Below are 15,606 nucleotides of genomic sequence, written 5' to 3'. Positions count from 1 at the left end.
AGCATGAACGGACGGGGACAAATCGCCACTGTCATACCGGCCTGACACGATACAATGTCGGCCGAGGTACCTGCCGAGAACCGTCCGCCATGCTGCTCGACCCCGCCCGCCTGGATCGTCCCGACACCGACATCCGGCACGAGCCGTTCTCGTTCATGATCGCCCACGGCCAGTTGCCCGACGAAGCCCGGGCCGACCTGGACCGCGACTTTCCCCAGTATTCCAGCGCCGGGTTCTTCCCCTACGACGCCGGCGACTGCGGCCCATCGGTGAACGAACTGGTCGAACAGATGACCTCCCGGGCGTTTTCCTCGGCCATCGGCCGCCACCTGGGCATTCCCGGGCTGGAAAACTACCCCACCCTGGTTACCCTCTGCCGCCTGCTCAATCGGCGCCACGGCACCATCCACACGGACAGCAAGTCGAAGATCGCCACGGCGCTCATCTACCTCAATCCGATGTGGCCGGACACCAGCGACGGCTGCCTGCGCTTCCTCAACGCCATCGACAACATCGACGACACGGTGATCCCCGAGCTGAAGCCGCTCTATGGCGAGTTCGCGGTGTTCAAGCGCGCCGACAATTCCTTCCACGGCCACCTGCCCTACGAGGGCGAGCGCCGGGTGATCCAGGTGGCGTGGCTCACCTCCGAGGAAGAGAAGAACCGCAAGACCAAGCGGGGCAAGTTCTCCCGGGCGTTCAAGAAGATCTTCGGCAAGCTGGATCGCAAGGTGGGGGCGGACCGGGATCGCAACGCCTCGCACCGCGATTGAAGTCATCGCTCCGCAGGGTTCGCCGACACGGTCGGCTCCCACCCCTTCGGTAGGAAACGACGTCGCTACCGAAGGGGTGGGAGCCGATCGTATCGGCGAATCGGCGCGCGAAGGGCTTATCGCGAGCCGAAGTACCACCCCACGAACACGGCGAACACGCCGTACAGCAACCCGATCGGCATCAGCCAGCGCGCCTCCACCGCCCCGCGCCGGAACATCGCCCACAGCGCGATCACGGCCACCATGGTGACGACGCCCGCCACGATCAGCGGCGTATCGAACAACCACGGCGTGGCGAACAGCGCCATCGAACTGGGAATGGTGGCCTGGATCATCATGGCGCCGGAAATGTTCGCCAGGGCCAATCGCTCCTTGCCCTGGCGTACCCAGATCAGCGCATTGACCGTTTCCGGCAATTCCGTCGCCACCGGGCTCAGCACCAGCGCCACGATATGGGGCGAGAGGTGGAAGAAATCCCCGAAGGCTTCCAGCTGCCAGACGAAGGTGCGCGAGGCCACGGCGATCACCAGCAGGGCCAGGCCGGTCTGCAGCATCACCCAGCCCATCGGGGGATTCTCGTCACGCGGGCGAAAGCTCAGCGGCTCCAGTTCCTCGTCTTCCGGCGCGCTGGTGTCGTCGCGCATCTCGCGCCAGACGTAGAGCGCGTAAGCCAGGAGGAAAAGCACGCCCAGCCAGGGCTTCAAGGCAAAGGCCACGAGCCCCAGGCCCACTTTCACCACGAAGATGGCGAGAAACCACGACTGGTCGCGGGCGAGGCGCTGGTTGTCCACGCGAACGCGCAAATCGGGACGTTTCAAGCGCTTGCGACCTGCATATAAAGCGAATCCGACCACGGCATAGGCGATGGTCGCCAGCACCAGCGGCCCACCCAGGGCGGCGCCGACGCCGATGTCCCGCGCCTCGGCCGTCTTGCCGAACATCACGGCCACGAAGGTCACCGCGCTTTCGGGCAAGGCGGTGCCGAACGCGGCCAGCACCGTACCCGTGGCGGTGGCCCCGAGGTTGAGCTTGCGCCCGAACCACTCCACCCCGTTAACGAAATACTCGCAGGCGAAATAGATGGCCCCGGCGGATACCAGGAAAAGAAAGCATGTCAGCAGCATGGTTTCGCAATAGGCCGGGCGAGCGCGATAAACCGATGGCGCAACGACACCGCTCGCCCGGCCGGGTGAGCATGTCGATGGCCAAAGGTCTCGCCGGGCCGGCAACGCACTCTCCATGCGTCGCTGCCGTTCGCGCCATGGGGCACAAGGCCGCCAAGTCTGTTGACGCGAACTCCTCAGGGGGAACGAGGATGGCTACTCCCCAATGACATCGGCGCGAATCCTAACATGGTTTCGAGGATCGGGCGGGATTGCTTCGCCATCCTGTTCGCCGATGCGATCGGCTCCGATCGCATCGGCGAACAGCTTTCACACCTTCGCGGCGATGACGTCTTCGATGGTCCACGATCCGGGGGCGCGACCGGCGATCCATGCGGCGGCCTCGATGGCGCCGCGGGCGAAGATCGACCGATCGGTGGCCCGGTGCCCCAGCTCGATTCGCTCGCCCTGCCCCATCAGCAACGCCTGGTGTTCGCCGACGATGTCGCCCCCACGCACCACGGCGAAGCCGATGGTGCCCGCCTTGCGTGCTCCCGGCCGCCCTTCGCGGGCGTAGACCGCAAGTTCATCGAGGGTCGTGCTACGACCGGCGGCCGCCGCGTGGCCGAGCGCCAGCGCCGTACCGGAGGGCGCATCTTCTTTCCGGTTGTGATGGGCTTCGACGATGTCGAGATCCCAGCCCGGCAGCGCCGCGGCGGCTTCACGGAGCAGTCGCGTGAGCACGGCCACGCCGAGGCTGAAGTTGGCGGCGCGCAGCACGGCGATGCGCTCGGCGGCGCGCGAAAGCCGCTGTTCCAGTTCCGCGGACAGCCCCGTGGTACCGGTGACCAGCGCCGCGCCGCTCGCTTCGCACCGATCGAGCGCCAGGGCGAGGCCTTCGGGACCACTGAAGTCGACCAGCACGTCGATGCCTTCGACATCATTCCATTCACTGAAGCGCACGGGCGAGACGTCGCCGTAGGCGGACTTGCCCAGATGAGCGGAGTGCGAAGAAACGACAGCGCCCACGAGTTCGAAGCGTCCGTCGTCGCGCACGAGGTCGAGCAAGGCACGGCCCATGCGGCCGGAGGCGCCGCTGATGGCGAGGCGGATGGGGCGGGTCATGGGAGCCTTCCATTTGAAAACGGATGGCTATCGTAGCAGTGCCCGCTACCGCGGGATCGCCGATGAATCGGCTCCTACCAAGCCAGCCTCGCCCTGCTCGGTAGGAGCCGATTCATCGGCGATGCTTTCGTCAGGAGGTCACGCGCGACCAGAAGTCCTTGACGCCATCCATGAAGCTGTTCGAACGCGGCGTGTGCTTCGATGCCTCGTCGCCGACGAAGGTCGCTTCCAGCTGCTGCAGCAAATCGCGCTGCTCCTTGGTCAACCGCACCGGCGTCTCGACCACCACCGTGCAGATGAGATCGCCCGTGCGACCGCCACGCACCGACTTCACGCCGCGTCCTCGCAGGCGAAATTGATGGCCGGTCTGCGTTTCCGGCGGCACGCTCACGGCGATTTCGCCTTCGAGCGTCGGCACCATCAGGTCGGTTCCGAGCGCGGCTTGCGCGAATCGGATGGGCATTTCGCAATAGAGGTCGCTGCCGTCGCGCTGGAAGATCGCGTGTTCGCGCACGCGCACTTCCACGTAGAGATCGCCCGCCGGCGAGCCGGCCGGGCCGGCTTCGCCCTGCCCGGTGAGGCGGATGCGATCGCCGTTGTCCACGCCGGCCGGGATGCGCACCGAAAGCGTACGCTCCTCTTCGATGCGGCCTTCGCCGTGGCATTTCTTGCAGGGCTTGTCGATCTTCTGGCCCGAGCCATGGCAGGTCGGGCAGGCCTGCTGGATGGAGAAGATGCCGTTCTGCATGCGCACGCGGCCGTGGCCGGCGCAGGTGGAACAGGTGGAGACCTTGCCGTCTTCCGAGCCAGAACCGTTGCAGTGATGGCAGTTGACCTGGGTGGGGATGTCGATCTTCTTCTCGACGCCGAAGACGGCCTCTTCGAGGTCGAGGTCCATCATGTAGCGCAGGTCGGCACCGCGGCGCGCGCGCTGACGCCCGCCACCGCCGCCGAAGATGTCGCCGAAAATATCGCCGAAGATGTCGCCCACGTCGCCGAAACCGGCGCCGCCACCACGGCCGAACCCGCCGCCCTCGAAAGCCGCGTGACCGTACTGGTCGTATGCCGCGCGCTTCTGGGCGTCGGAGAGTACGTCGTAGGCCTCCTTGGCCTCCTTGAATTTGTCGATCGCCTCGGGGTCGTCCGGATTGCGGTCGGGGTGGTACTTCATCGCGACGCGGCGAAAGGTCTTCTTGAGGTCGCCCTCGGTCACGGTGCGTTCGACGCCGAGAATTTCGTAGTAGTCGCGTTTGCTGCTCATGTCACGCTTGCTTCCCTGGACGGAAGAACGCGCCGACGGCTTTCGCCTCGGCGCGTCCGCTCCGGTTGACCGTGCTGCAGATAGCGTGGACATCCATCCACGCTATCCGCACTCGCTAGGACGATTACTTCTTGTCGTCCTTGACTTCGGTGAACTCCGCATCGACCACGTCGTCCGGCTGCGCCGAGCCGCCGCCCGGCGCCGACTGCTGCGCGGTATCCGAAGCGCCACCGTTCTGCGCGGCCGCGTAGAGCGCCTGGGCGACCTGCTCGAGGTTGGCGATCTTCGACTCGATGGCCATCTTGTCGTCGCCGTCCTTGACCTTTTCCAGCTCCGACACCGCGGCGTCGATGTTGGCCAGCTGCTCGGCCGGGATCTTGCCGCCGTGCTCCTTCAGCTGGCTGCGGGTGCCGTGGACGAGCTGGTCGGCCTTGTTGCGCACCTGCACGAGCTCGTGGAACTTCTTGTCTTCCTCGCGATTGGCTTCGGCATCGGCCACCATGCGCTGGATTTCTTCATCGGACAGGCCCGAACCGGCCTTGATCTCGATCTTCTGTTCCTTGCCGGTGTCCTTGTCCTTCGCCGAGACGTGGAGGATGCCGTTGGCGTCGATATCGAAGGTGACCTCGATCTGCGGCGTGCCGCGCGGCGCCGGGCGGATACCCTGCAGGTCGAACTTGCCCAGCGACTTGTTGGCGTTGGCGCGCTCGCGCTCGCCCTGCAGCACGTGCACGGTGACGGCCGTCTGGTTGTCGTCGGCGGTGGAGAACACCTGCGACGCCTTGGTCGGCACCGTGGTGTTCTTCTCGATGAGCTTGGTCATCACGCCGCCCATCGTCTCGATGCCGAGCGACAGCGGGGTGACGTCGAGCAGGAGGACGTCCTTCACCGAACCGCCCAGCACGCCGCCCTGGATGGCGGCACCGACGGCCACGGCTTCATCCGGGTTGACGTCCTTGCGCGCTTCCTTGCCGAAGAAGTCCTTCACCGCTTCCTGCACTTTGGGCATGCGGGTCTGACCACCGACGAGGATGACCTCGTGGATGTCGGACACGCGCAGGCCGGCGTCGTTGAGCGCGGTACGGCACGGCTCGATGGTGCCCTTGACCAGGTCTTCCACCAGCGACTCGAGCTTGGCGCGGGTCAGCTTGATGTTCAGGTGCTTCGGGCCCGAGGCGTCGGCGGTGACGTATGGCAAGTTGACGTCGGTCTGGTGCGACGAGGAGAGCTCGATCTTCGCGCGCTCGGCGGCGTCCTTCAGGCGCTGCAGGGCGAGCTGATCCTGGCGCAGGTCGATGCCCTGCTCCTTCTTGAACTCGTCCACGAGGTAATCGATGACGCGGTTGTCGAAGTCTTCGCCACCCAGGAAGGTGTTGCCGTTGGTGGCGAGCACTTCGAACTGCTTCTCGCCGTCGACGTTGGCGATCTCGATGATGGACACGTCGAACGTGCCGCCGCCGAGGTCGTACACGGCGATCTTGCGGTCCGCCGTGGAGCTCTTGTCGAGGCCATAGGCCAGCGCGGCCGCGGTGGGCTCGTTGATGATGCGCTTGACGTCGAGGCCGGCGATCTTGCCGGCGTCCTTGGTGGCCTGGCGCTGGCTGTCGTTGAAGTAGGCCGGCACGGTGATGACCGCTTCGGTCACCGACTCGCCGAGGAAGTCTTCGGCGGTCTTCTTCATCTTCATCAGCACCTTGGAGGAGATCTCCTGCGGCGCCATCTTCTTGCCGTCGGCCGTCTGCACCCAGGCGTCGCCGTTGTCATGCGCGACGATGCCGTAGGGAACGAGCTTGATGTCCTTCTGCACCTCGGCGTCGGTGAACTTGCGGCCGATGAGGCGCTTCACCGCGTAGAAGGTGTTCTTGGCGTTGGTGACGGCCTGGCGCTTGGCCGGCGCACCGACGAGGACTTCGTTGTCCTTGGTGAACGCGACGATGGACGGCGTGGTGCGATCGCCCTCGGCGTTCTCGATGACGCGAGCGGTCGTACCTTCCATCACTGCCACGCAGCTGTTGGTGGTACCGAGGTCGATGCCGATGATCTTGGCCATGCTCAAGTTGCTCCGAATATCAATGCGGCCCCCGCGGCCGCTGCTGTGATGAAAGTGGGGCTTCGCCCCATCGATTCAATGCCTTGTGAGATCGCTTCGAAGCGCCTGGGGCGGCTTCGGGCGCCTCGTTCGATCAGTTGTCGCGCACCACGGCGACGAGCGCCGGACGCAGCAGACGGTCGTTCAGCACGAAGCCCTTCTGGACCACGGCCACGACGGTGTTGGGTGCATGCTCGTTCGACTCGACCGCGCTGATCGCCTGGTGGTGATCGGGGTTGAACGGCTGGTGCAGCGGATCGACCACGGTGAGGCCGTTGGCCTGGGTGACCTTCTCCAACTGCTTGAGCGTGAGCTCCAGGCCCTCGCGCAACGTCTTCGCGTCGGCGTTCTCGTTGGCCAGGCCCAGTGCGATGCCGTCGTAGACCGGCAGCAACTCGCCCAGGAGCTTTTCGTTGGCGAAACGGCGGGCCTGGTCGAGGTCGCGCTGAAGGCGGCGGCGCTGGTTTTCGATCTCCGCCCGTTCGCGCAGCACGGTCTCGCGCGCCTGGGACAACTCGGTCTCGAGGGCGCCCAGGCGGGCGGTCAAGGCCTCGAGGTCGGCATTCACGCCGTCGTCCGGGCTCTCAGCGGCCTGGCCCGGCGCGTGGGGATCGTTGTTTTGCATGTCTACTCCAAATGTCAGCTCACCGGCCCTCCCGAGGAGGGCCGAACATTCGCGGGAAATAGTAAACCCGCCTCCCGGGGCGGTTTATGAGGTCGCCGCGGCGCGATTCAAGGCGTCGCTGAGCAGTCCGGCGGTGGCCTGTACCACCGGGATCACGCGCTCGTAGGCCATCCGGGTGGGTCCGATGACGCCGATGGCGCCCAGCATGCGGCCGTTGGTGCCGTAGGTGGCGGTCACGATGCTGCAACCGTCGAGGGCCGAAAAGCCCGATTCCTCGCCGATGAACAGGCGCACGCCGGGCGCCTTGACGCACATTTCCATCAGTTGCAGCAGCTCTCGCTTCTGCTGGAAGGCGTCGAAGAGGTCGCGGAGACGGTCGATGTCGGCCAGCTCCGAATACCCCATGAGATTGGTCTGCCCGCTCACCAGCACGTCGTCGGCGTCGTCGGCACCGAACGAGGCCGTGGCCAACTCCACCACGCCGGAGAGCTGGCGGTTCAGCTCACCGCCCGCCGCGCGCAACTCCGCCGCCAGGTGGGCGCGGATGTCGGCCAGGCGAAACCCCGTGAAATGGGCATTGAGGTAGTTGGCGGTGCGCTCCAGCTCGCCCGCCTCGACGGGCCGGGCCAGTTGGACCACCCGGTTCTGCACCTGGTTGTCGGAAAACACCAGCACCACGAGCACACGGGCATCGGGCAGGCTCACGAAATCGATGTGACGCAGGGGAAAATCGCCCTGGCGCGGGACGGTGACCACGCCGGCGAAGCGGGTCATGGCCGAGAGCAGGTTCGACACGTTGCCCAGCAGGTCGCGGGTGGTGGTCTGGTGGGGCGGCAGGCCGCCCTGCAACCGGGCCATGTCGTCGCGCGGCAGGGGCTTGAGCTCGAGCAGGCTGTCGACGAAGAGGCGCAGGCCCCGCGGCGTGGGGATCCGGCCGGCCGAGGTATGCGGCGACGCCACCAGGCCGGCCTCTTCGAGGTCGGCCATGATATTGCGGATGGTGGCCGGGCTCACTTCCAGGCCCGACGACTTCGCCAGCGTGCGCGAGCCGACCGGCTCGCCGTCGGAGAGGTATTGGGAAATCAGGGTCCGCAGCAGCCGTCGCGCGCGAGCATCGATGTCGTGACCGGAAAACGGATTCATGCGCGTTGGAAGGGGCCGGAAGGGGTCTGAACGTCGCGCTATCAATAAGGTCTCGACCGTCAGCTTGCAAGTCTCGGCTTCTGCGACGCGCCTCCGGCTACAATCGGCGCGATTCCATCCCCCGCCCGGTGCCCATGCTCACCTCGCTCTACGTCCGTCAGTTCGCCGTCGTCGAAGAAGCCGAGATCGCCTTCGGTCCAGGGCTGACCGTGGTCAGTGGCGAAACCGGCGCGGGCAAGTCCCTCCTGGTCGATGCGCTGATGCTGCTGGCCGGTGCGCGCGCCGACAGCGGCATGGTGCGCGCCGGCAGCGACCGCGCCGAGCTGGCCGCCGAATTCGACCTCACCGGCCTGCCCGAGGCGGCCGGCTGGTTGCGCCAGGAAGAGCTCGACGACGGCGACACCTGCCAGCTGCGCCGGGTGATCCGCGCCGAGGGCGGCACGCGCGGATGGATCAACGGCCGGCCGGCCAGCGTGGCGCAGATGTCGGCGCTGGCGGCGCTCATCGTCGAGATCCACGGCCAGCACGAGCACCAGGCCCTGCTCTCGCGCCAGCACCAGATGACCCTGCTCGACGCCTATGCCGGCAACGAGGACCGCGTCGCCCGCGTGCGCGACCTCGCCCGCGCCTGGCGCGAGGCGGTCAATCGCATCCGTACGCTGTCCGGCGGCGACGACCGCGACCACCAGATCGACCTCCTACGCCACGAGCTGGACGAACTCGATCGTTGGGCGCTCGCGCCCGCGGCGCTGGAAGAACTGGAAACCCAGCATCGCCGCCTCGCCAACGCCGGCCGCCTCGCCGAAGGCGCCAACGGCGTGGTGGAACTCCTCGACGGCGAAAGCGAATTCGCCATCGGCCGCGCCCTGCTTCGCGCGCATGCCGAGTTGTCGCGGCTGGCCGAACTGGACGCCACGCTGGCGCCCACCCTCGAGCTGCTCGACAGCGCGCAGATCCAGGTGGGCGAGGCCGTGGACGGCCTGGGCCGCTACGCGCAGGATGTCGAGCTCGACCCCGAGCGCCTGGCCGAGGTGGACACCCATCTCACTCATCTGCACGACCTTTCCCGACGCTACCGCCTGCCCATCGAGGAGCTTTCGGCCAAGGCCGACGAGGTTCGCGAGCGCCTGACCGAACTCGAAGGCGCAGGCGACGCACTGGAGCGCCTGGGGCGCGAGCGCGACCGCCTGCGAGTCGACTACGACGCCGCCGCCGCCGAGCTTTCGACAGCCCGCATCGAAGCCGCCCAGCGCCTCGGTGCCACCGTGGCCGGCCTCATGGGCGAACTCGGCATGGCCGGGGGACGCCTGGAGGTATCGCTCGAACCGGCCGACGGCGACGAACCCGATCCGCAGGGCCGCGAGCGTTGCGAATTGCTGGTGAGCGCCAATCCCGGCCAACCGCCCCGCCCCCTGCGCAAGGTGGCCTCCGGTGGCGAACTGGCGCGCATCAGCCTCGCCATCGAAGTGGCGACGCTGGGCAACGACAACATCGGCTGCATGATCTTCGACGAGGTCGACACCGGCATCGGCGGCGCCGTGGCCGAAGTGGTGGGCCAGAAGTTGCGCGCTCTAGGCGACAAGGTGCAGGTGATGTGCGTCACCCACCTCCCCCAGGTGGCGGCCCAGGGCCACGCCCATCTTCGCGTGTCCAAGGAAAGCGATGGCGAGGCGACCCGCACGCGTATCCAGGCGCTGGATGCCCATGGCCGCCGCGACGAGCTGTCGCGCATGCTGGGCGGGGTGGAGATCACCAAGGAAACCCGCGCGCACGCGAAGAAGATGCTGGACCGGGCACAAGGTTGAATCGCCGATACGATCGGCTCCCATCCCTTCGGTTGTAACGCTGCTACCGGAGGGGTGGGAGCCGATCGTATCGGCGAATCCAGTCACCTCAGGCGCGAATCAGGCCGCGCTCCTGCGCCATCCGATAGAGATCGAGTTCCGACCCCGCGTTGAGCTTGTTCATCACCGCCGCGCGGTGGATGTAGATCGTCTTCTGCCCGATGCCCAGCTCGGCCGCCACCTGTTTGGGCGCACGCCCTGCGGCCAGCAGAAGGAACACCTCCCGCTCCCGCGCCGTCAGGCGGCTGATCGGGTCGAGTTCGGTGGACGGCCGCGACGAGCGGCGTTCACGCAGGTCCGAACTCAGATATTGCTCACCCGAAAGCACCGCGCGCACGGCAGCCACCAGCTCCTCGGGCGCCACGCCCTTGGTGACGTACCCCCGCGCGCCCCTGCGCAGGGCCTCCGACACGTAAGGCTCGCCGTCGTGCATGCTCAGCACCACGATGCGCATGTCGGGCGCGATGCTCGCCAGGTGCTCGATCAGCGGCAGGCCACTGCCGTCCGGCAACGAGAGATCCACGGCCACCAGGTCGGGCCGTTGCTGGGTCACCGCGTCGACGGCCTCGTCGGCGTTGCGCGCTTCGGCCACCACGTCGAGATCGGGCTCCAACTCGATGAGTCGCTTGAACCCTTCGCGCACGATGGCGTGGTCATCTACTAAGACGATTCTAGGCATGACGAGAATGTAACAGGCAAACCGCACGCGTGCGCATGGACAAAAGCCAGGGGCCGGAAAGGGGTGCCTCGCGTGTAACATCCCGGCATGCGACTACGCGCACTTTCCCGCTTCGCCGGCCCCTTGATCGCCATCGGCTATGCACTGGCCTGGATCATGTTGTGGCCGACGGAACAACCCTACTGGGTTCTTCCCTTCGGCCTGCGCTTCGGCGCGCTGCTGCTGTTGCGCACGCGCGACTGGACCTGGGTGCTCGGCGCCGAGATCGCGGCCAGCGCGTTCTGCGAATGGCGCAGCGGCTTGCCCATCGGCGGCGCGGGCTTCGTGCTGGGCGACACGCCCGAGCCCTTGATGGTCGCCGCCTGCCTCTGGCTGCTGCGGCGAGCGCACCTGCACGCGAGTCTCAACACCCCCGAGGACGTGGCCCGACTGCTGCTGTCGGCCATGGTCACCGCCACCGTGGCCACCGCCGGCAACGCGGCGATGATGGCCTCGCTGCACCCCGCCGCGCCGGTGGAGATGCTCGGCACCACCTTCGGCAGCGACCTGCTCGGCAACTACCTGGGCGTGCTGCTCGTGGTGCCGACCCTGATCCTGGTCTTCCGCGAACGCCCCACCCGTGGCGCCCTCGCCGAGCTGATGCTCGACGGCCTGCTGGTGATGCTGCCCTCGCTCGCCATCCTCGTCACTCTGGCCGAGTACTCGCCGCAGCCGCAGTTCGCCCGCGTGCTTTCGCTGGCCCCCGTTCTCTTCTTCGCGTTTCGCCACGGCTGGCGCGGCGCGGGGCTGGTGCTGCTCATCACCAGCGTAGGCCTCAACGTGACCGAGGACATGATCGGTCGCGGTACCGCCTCGGCGGCCGCCCACCTGTTCCTCGCCGTGGCCGGCACCGGCACGCTGATGCTCGGCGCCGCCACCGACGCCTTGCGACGCAGCAGCGAGCGCGTGGCCCAGCAGAACACTCACCTCGCCGCCGCCAACCAGCGGCTGGACCAGCTCGCCCGCCAGCTTCGCGACGCGGCCCGAGGCAACCTGCAAGCCGAGGAAAACCTGCGCCGGCACATGGCCGCCGAGCTTCACGACGAGTTGGGCCAGAATCTCACGGCCATCCAGACCCACCTGAAGCTGGCCCAGAACCGCCTGGGCGACGCCGGCCTGGAGGACATCGGCCGCTCGATCAACGGCATCCTCGGCCACATGCGCCGGGCGCTGCACCGCATGCTCGACAGCCTGCGTCCGTCCGTGCTCGACGAATTCGGCCTGCTTCGCGCACTGGACGAGGGCCCCATCCGCGACATGCTCACGGCCGCGGGCATCCGCTACGTCACCGACCTGCGCGGCGAGCCCCGGCTGCTCGATGACGACACCCTGACCGCGATCTACCGTGTCGTGCAGGAAAGCGCTACCAACGTGGTGCGCCATTCCGGCGCTCACGAACTCAGATTGCGGCTGCGCATCGGACTGCGCGACAGCGGCCCCGTGGCCATCCTAGACATTCGTGACGACGGCGCAGGCTTGCCGTCAACGCCCCGCCCCGTGCGCACCGACGGTGGCGGGCGCGGCCTGCAGGGCATGAGCGACCGGATTACCGCCCTCGGCGGCCTGTTCAGAATCCGCCCGGAGCCCGTGGGGCTTCACCTGCGCGTGTTGCTGCGCAGCACAAGTGTCGGATCCCACATAGGAAATTTTCCAATACCGGGACAGTGAACGGTTCGTTACGATCCCATTATCGATGTGGGGGAGCCGCCGTCGAGAGACGGCGAGCCCGGGTCGGTCGTGGGGACGATCGACCTGATGAGGTGACAGGATGTCGCCTCGCCGACGGGACGTGGAACGCCGTGATTCCAGCGAGCAACTCGCGATTCACGAACCACGGATTCGCCGGACAAGCCGCTGGTGGACAGGAGTCCGCCGGCGGCGTTTTTTTATGGGGAAAGGAAAATCCGACGATCGCGTCCGCCCCCGTCCCTCGCCACGAAAAAAAGGCCCCGAAGGGCCTTTTCTCTTTCCATCTCAATCAATTAGCGACCTTTCTTCTTGGGTCGCACATAAAGGACCAGGCTGTGGTCCTCAATGACATACCCATGCCGCTCGGCGATCTCATGCTGGAGGCGCTCGATCTCCTCGCTGATGAACTCGATGACCTTTCCGCTGTCGATGTCGATCATGTGGTCGTGGTGCTTGCCGCGGTCGAGCTCGTAGACGGCCTGACCACCCTCGAAGTTGTGCTTCATCACGATGCCGGCAGCTTCGAACTGGGTGAGCACCCGATACACCGTGGCGAGCCCGATGTCCTCCTGGTGCGCAAGCAGGCGCTTGTAGATGTCTTCGGCCGTGAGGTGGCGCTCGTCCGCCTCCTCGAAGACCTGCAGGATCCGCATGCGCGGATGCGTGACTTTGAGGCCCGCCTTGCGGAGCTCTTTGGTTTCCTGGTCCATGTCTGTATAGACCCCTATCGCGGTGCCATCGGGCGCTTAGTGTATCATCGCAGGCTTCACGAACCGGACGTTACTACGCATGCAAAAGCTCATCCGCACGCTGGGTATGGCCCTGATGGCGACCGCCATCGCAGGCTGCGGCATCGTCTATACCCCCGACGTGCAGCAGGGCAACCTGCTCGACAAGAAAAACGTCGACCAGCTCCAGCCCGGCATGACCAAGCGTCAGGTCCTCGTGCTCCTGGGCACCCCCTCGGTGATCTCGCCCTTCGACGGCGACCGCTGGGACTACGTCTCCACGTTCTCCCACCGTGGCAAGCCCATGACCACCCGCACGCTCACCCTCACGTTCAACAACGACGTGCTGGTACGCAGCGACGGCGATTTCTTCGCGCAGGACGCCCAGCAGCTGCTGAAGGATTCGAAGAAGTACAAGAACGACTCCGACCAGCTCAACGGCGACTCCAAGGGCGACAAGAACACCAGCGCCGACGACAAGAAGGACGACGGCGGCATCAACATCGGTGTGAGCGGCTCGTCCGACAAGAATTCGCCAGACGACAAGAAGTAAGTCACCGCGCCACCGAAGGGTGCGGGAGTCGCTCGCCTCGGCGAGACGAGCGCCCCCACCGCTCCGGTCAGCCGCCGATGGCCCGTCGCCTCCGCGCCTCCATCGGATCCAGGGTGAGGCTCCGGTAAACCTCAACCCGATCGCCCTCCTCCAGCACCCGGTCGGCCGACACCTTCTTCGCGAAGATGCCCAACCGCCCCGGCTCGGGCACGACGCCGGCAGGCAGGTGGGGCAAGGCCCGTTCAACGGCGGCCCACGCGGTACATCCGGCAGGCACGCGCAAGGCCACCACCGCCTGCCCTTCCGGCCCGGCATAAGCCACCTCGACGCCCAACTCAGCCATACTGGCGTCGCGCCTCGTCGCAGAAGTCGTCGACCATGCGATTGGCCAGCTGCTGAAAACCCATCTTCAGCACCGAACCGCCAAGGCCGGCGTAGTCGAAATCCAGTTCCAGCGCGATCTTGCAACCGACGTCGCCCAGGGCCTGGAAGGTAAACACCCCATCGAGCGAGCGGAGCGGCCCCTCCACGAACTTCATGGTGAGGCGTTCGGGACGCTGCATGGTGTTGCGGGTGGTGAAGTGCTGGGTCATGCCGGCGAACTTGAGATCGAGCCGGGCCACCAGCACATCCTCGTTCCGTTCGGTAACGGTCGCGGCCGCACACCAGCCGAAGCGCTTTGGGTATGCTTCAACGTCATTCACGAGGTCGAACATCTGCGCGGGCGTGAAAGGCACGATCGCACTGCGGCGGATTTCAATCACGATATACCTCGTCTTCTTAGCCGGCCAACGGACCCGCCGGCCTTGTATCAGGGATCCGATCGACCGATTTTAACGGACATGGCAAAAGCGAAAGCAAAGGACACCGAAAAGGAACGTGGCGGCACGATCGCGCTGAACAAGCGCGCCCGCCACGAATACCACATCGACCAGCGCTACGAGGCCGGCATGGCCCTGCAGGGTTGGGAGCTGAAGGCGCTGCGCGCCGGCCGGATCAATTTCGGCGAGGGCTGCTATGCCATCATCGAGCATGGCGAGGTCTTCCTCGTCGGCGCGCAGATTCCTCCGCTCATGAGCGCCTCCACGCACGTGGTGGCCAACGAGCGGCGCACCCGCAAGCTGCTTCTCCACCGCGAGGAGATCGACCGGCTGATCGGCGCCGTGGAGCGCAAGGGCTACACCCTGGTGCCCACCGCCCTCTACTGGAAGAACAACAAGGTGAAGTGCGAAATCGGCGTGGCCAAGGGCAAGCAGGAACACGACAAGCGAAATACCGACAAGGAACGCGAGTGGGCCATCGACAAACAGCGCGTCATGCGCTCGCACAACCGCCTGGGCTGACCTGAACGGCCGGGCGGCGCCCATTGTGAGTGCCCTCCCCGGCCCATATACTGTGACAGGTAGTCACATTACGTTTTCCCCGGGGGTGTTTTGGTTTCGACGGGGGTAGTGCGATCTACTGGTGCATGCCGAGGGGGCAGCTTTCCTCGTTAAACCAGCGGCAAAACTCATAGTTGCCAATGACAACTACTACGGTGACAACTCGGTGGCTCTCGCCGCCTAAGCTGTCCGGCCCCTAAAAAAGGCCAAACCCCCGAACCGGTCTTGTGCTCATGCTCGCCGGTGTAGGGTCACTATCATGAGACCGCCGAAAGACCCTCCGTCTGTGGGTCTGACGCTAGATCAATCAGGCATGTCCGACGATGCGCTTAGCACGCCGTGCTGTCGGCGGACGAGATCCAACGGTGAGCTAAGCATGTAGAGCCGGGGATTAAACGCCTTCGGACGCGGGTTCGACTCCCGCCACCTCCACCAATCAAGCAACGGGTCAACGCTAAAGTGTTGATCCGTTTTGCTTTCTGGGTGCTTGAAACCTCGCTGATCGGTCCCTTCAAAGGTACTGTTTGAGGTACTGGTATGCCCAAGGCGTTCCTGCAAACCCGGTCGAGCGGG

15 protein-coding genes, 1 other RNA gene and 1 riboswitch are annotated in these 15,606 nt (G+C 66.0%); of the genes, 6 read left to right on the top strand and 10 right to left on the bottom strand.

Annotation, left to right across the window (positions count from 1 at the left end; genetic code table 11):
- The first annotated feature begins 89 nt into the window (after nucleotides 1-89).
- Nucleotides 90-773, top strand: a complete 684-nt coding sequence (locus tag JNG39_RS04530) for a 2OG-Fe(II) oxygenase (protein ID WP_247374492.1) — start codon at nucleotides 90-92, stop codon at nucleotides 771-773.
- Between the two features lie 116 nt (nucleotides 774-889).
- On the opposite strand, the gene JNG39_RS04525 is transcribed toward JNG39_RS04530, so the two are convergent.
- The 6 genes from JNG39_RS04525 to hrcA form a co-directional block, all read right to left on the bottom strand.
- Nucleotides 890-1,897, bottom strand: a complete 1,008-nt coding sequence (locus JNG39_RS04525) for a sodium:calcium antiporter (RefSeq protein WP_368309951.1) — start codon at nucleotides 1,895-1,897, stop codon at nucleotides 890-892.
- 17 nt (nucleotides 1,898-1,914) lie between these two features.
- Nucleotides 1,915-2,113: riboswitch (yybP-ykoY riboswitch) on the bottom strand.
- Between the two features lie 93 nt (nucleotides 2,114-2,206).
- Nucleotides 2,207-3,001: a 4-hydroxy-tetrahydrodipicolinate reductase gene (gene dapB / locus JNG39_RS04520; RefSeq protein WP_368309950.1), complete on the bottom strand. Its 795-nt coding sequence runs from the start codon at nucleotides 2,999-3,001 to the stop codon at nucleotides 2,207-2,209.
- A 130-nt stretch (nucleotides 3,002-3,131) separates the two neighbouring features.
- On the bottom strand, nucleotides 3,132-4,262 hold the full coding sequence (dnaJ, locus tag JNG39_RS04515; protein ID WP_368309949.1) for a molecular chaperone DnaJ: 1,131 nt from the start codon (nucleotides 4,260-4,262) through the stop codon (nucleotides 3,132-3,134).
- Nucleotides 4,263-4,386: 124 nt separating this feature from the next.
- Complete coding sequence (gene dnaK / locus JNG39_RS04510; RefSeq protein WP_368309948.1) at nucleotides 4,387-6,312, bottom strand: molecular chaperone DnaK; 1,926 nt, start codon at nucleotides 6,310-6,312, stop codon at nucleotides 4,387-4,389.
- A gap of 133 nt (nucleotides 6,313-6,445) precedes the next feature.
- Nucleotides 6,446-6,976, bottom strand: coding sequence for a nucleotide exchange factor GrpE (gene grpE, locus JNG39_RS04505; protein WP_144913728.1), 531 nt, complete (start codon nucleotides 6,974-6,976; stop codon nucleotides 6,446-6,448).
- An 84-nt stretch (nucleotides 6,977-7,060) separates the two neighbouring features.
- Nucleotides 7,061-8,119: a heat-inducible transcriptional repressor HrcA gene (hrcA, locus tag JNG39_RS04500; RefSeq protein ID WP_368309947.1), complete on the bottom strand. Its 1,059-nt coding sequence runs from the start codon at nucleotides 8,117-8,119 to the stop codon at nucleotides 7,061-7,063.
- Between the two features lie 134 nt (nucleotides 8,120-8,253).
- Here hrcA and recN point away from each other — a divergent pair, with 134 nt between their 5' ends.
- Entirely contained in the window at nucleotides 8,254-9,924 is a 1,671-nt protein-coding gene (recN, locus tag JNG39_RS04495; protein WP_368309946.1) for a DNA repair protein RecN, read from the top strand.
- An 88-nt stretch (nucleotides 9,925-10,012) separates the two neighbouring features.
- Here the strand turns inward: recN and JNG39_RS04490 are convergent, their stop codons facing one another.
- Nucleotides 10,013-10,642: a response regulator transcription factor gene (locus JNG39_RS04490; protein ID WP_247374472.1), complete on the bottom strand. Its 630-nt coding sequence runs from the start codon at nucleotides 10,640-10,642 to the stop codon at nucleotides 10,013-10,015.
- A gap of 87 nt (nucleotides 10,643-10,729) precedes the next feature.
- On the opposite strand from JNG39_RS04490, the gene JNG39_RS04485 reads away from it, so the two are divergent.
- Nucleotides 10,730-12,349 carry an MASE1 domain-containing protein gene (locus JNG39_RS04485; protein ID WP_368309945.1) on the top strand — a complete coding sequence of 540 codons (1,620 nt, stop codon included), beginning with the start codon at nucleotides 10,730-10,732 and terminating at the stop codon, nucleotides 12,347-12,349.
- A gap of 314 nt (nucleotides 12,350-12,663) precedes the next feature.
- Here the strand turns inward: JNG39_RS04485 and fur are convergent, their stop codons facing one another.
- A complete protein-coding gene (fur, locus tag JNG39_RS04480) occupies nucleotides 12,664-13,080 on the bottom strand; it encodes a ferric iron uptake transcriptional regulator (protein ID WP_144913716.1) in 417 nt (138 codons plus the stop codon).
- Nucleotides 13,081-13,159: 79 nt separating this feature from the next.
- On the opposite strand from fur, the gene JNG39_RS04475 reads away from it, so the two are divergent.
- Nucleotides 13,160-13,651, top strand: coding sequence for an outer membrane protein assembly factor BamE (locus tag JNG39_RS04475; protein WP_247374469.1), 492 nt, complete (start codon nucleotides 13,160-13,162; stop codon nucleotides 13,649-13,651).
- Nucleotides 13,652-13,718: 67 nt separating this feature from the next.
- Here JNG39_RS04475 and JNG39_RS04470 read toward each other — a convergent pair whose 3' ends face one another.
- Together JNG39_RS04470 and JNG39_RS04465 are read right to left on the bottom strand one after the other, a co-directional pair.
- Nucleotides 13,719-13,994 carry an RnfH family protein gene (locus JNG39_RS04470; RefSeq protein ID WP_368309943.1) on the bottom strand — a complete coding sequence of 92 codons (276 nt, stop codon included), beginning with the start codon at nucleotides 13,992-13,994 and terminating at the stop codon, nucleotides 13,719-13,721.
- Nucleotides 13,987-14,415 (bottom strand): type II toxin-antitoxin system RatA family toxin, encoded by a 429-nt coding sequence (locus tag JNG39_RS04465; RefSeq protein WP_368309941.1) that lies wholly within the window; start codon nucleotides 14,413-14,415, stop codon nucleotides 13,987-13,989. Before JNG39_RS04465 ends, JNG39_RS04470 begins: the two co-directional genes overlap by 8 nt.
- A gap of 78 nt (nucleotides 14,416-14,493) precedes the next feature.
- Here JNG39_RS04465 and smpB point away from each other — a divergent pair, with 78 nt between their 5' ends.
- Together smpB and ssrA are read left to right on the top strand one after the other, a co-directional pair.
- The gene (smpB, locus tag JNG39_RS04460; protein ID WP_247374463.1) at nucleotides 14,494-14,994 is read left to right on the top strand and encodes an SsrA-binding protein SmpB; all 501 of its coding nucleotides are present in this window, start codon (nucleotides 14,494-14,496) and stop codon (nucleotides 14,992-14,994) included.
- Between the two features lie 81 nt (nucleotides 14,995-15,075).
- Nucleotides 15,076-15,468, top strand: a transfer-messenger RNA (tmRNA) gene (gene ssrA, locus JNG39_RS04455).
- Nucleotides 15,469-15,606 lie beyond the last annotated feature (138 nt).

The sequence above is a fragment of the Luteibacter sp. CQ10 genome (assembly GCF_040900725.1).
Classification (GTDB): domain Bacteria; phylum Pseudomonadota; class Gammaproteobacteria; order Xanthomonadales; family Rhodanobacteraceae; genus Luteibacter.
Note: the sequence above shows the minus strand (reverse complement) of the source record. Positions and strands in the feature narration are given on the sequence as shown.

Coding starts and splice junctions, on each gene's coding strand:
- JNG39_RS04530 (WP_247374492.1), top strand. CDS start 90: ATGCTGCTCGACCCCGCCCGCCTGGATCGTCCCGACACCGACATCCGG.
- JNG39_RS04525 (WP_368309951.1), bottom strand. CDS start 1,897: ATGCTGCTGACATGCTTTCTTTTCCTGGTATCCGCCGGGGCCATCTAT.
- dapB (WP_368309950.1), bottom strand. CDS start 3,001: ATGACCCGCCCCATCCGCCTCGCCATCAGCGGCGCCTCCGGCCGCATG.
- dnaJ (WP_368309949.1), bottom strand. CDS start 4,262: ATGAGCAGCAAACGCGACTACTACGAAATTCTCGGCGTCGAACGCACC.
- dnaK (WP_368309948.1), bottom strand. CDS start 6,312: ATGGCCAAGATCATCGGCATCGACCTCGGTACCACCAACAGCTGCGTG.
- grpE (WP_144913728.1), bottom strand. CDS start 6,976: ATGCAAAACAACGATCCCCACGCGCCGGGCCAGGCCGCTGAGAGCCCG.
- hrcA (WP_368309947.1), bottom strand. CDS start 8,119: ATGAATCCGTTTTCCGGTCACGACATCGATGCTCGCGCGCGACGGCTG.
- recN (WP_368309946.1), top strand. CDS start 8,254: ATGCTCACCTCGCTCTACGTCCGTCAGTTCGCCGTCGTCGAAGAAGCC.
- JNG39_RS04490 (WP_247374472.1), bottom strand. CDS start 10,642: ATGCCTAGAATCGTCTTAGTAGATGACCACGCCATCGTGCGCGAAGGG.
- JNG39_RS04485 (WP_368309945.1), top strand. CDS start 10,730: ATGCGACTACGCGCACTTTCCCGCTTCGCCGGCCCCTTGATCGCCATC.
- fur (WP_144913716.1), bottom strand. CDS start 13,080: ATGGACCAGGAAACCAAAGAGCTCCGCAAGGCGGGCCTCAAAGTCACG.
- JNG39_RS04475 (WP_247374469.1), top strand. CDS start 13,160: ATGCAAAAGCTCATCCGCACGCTGGGTATGGCCCTGATGGCGACCGCC.
- JNG39_RS04470 (WP_368309943.1), bottom strand. CDS start 13,994: ATGGCTGAGTTGGGCGTCGAGGTGGCTTATGCCGGGCCGGAAGGGCAG.
- smpB (WP_247374463.1), top strand. CDS start 14,494: ATGGCAAAAGCGAAAGCAAAGGACACCGAAAAGGAACGTGGCGGCACG.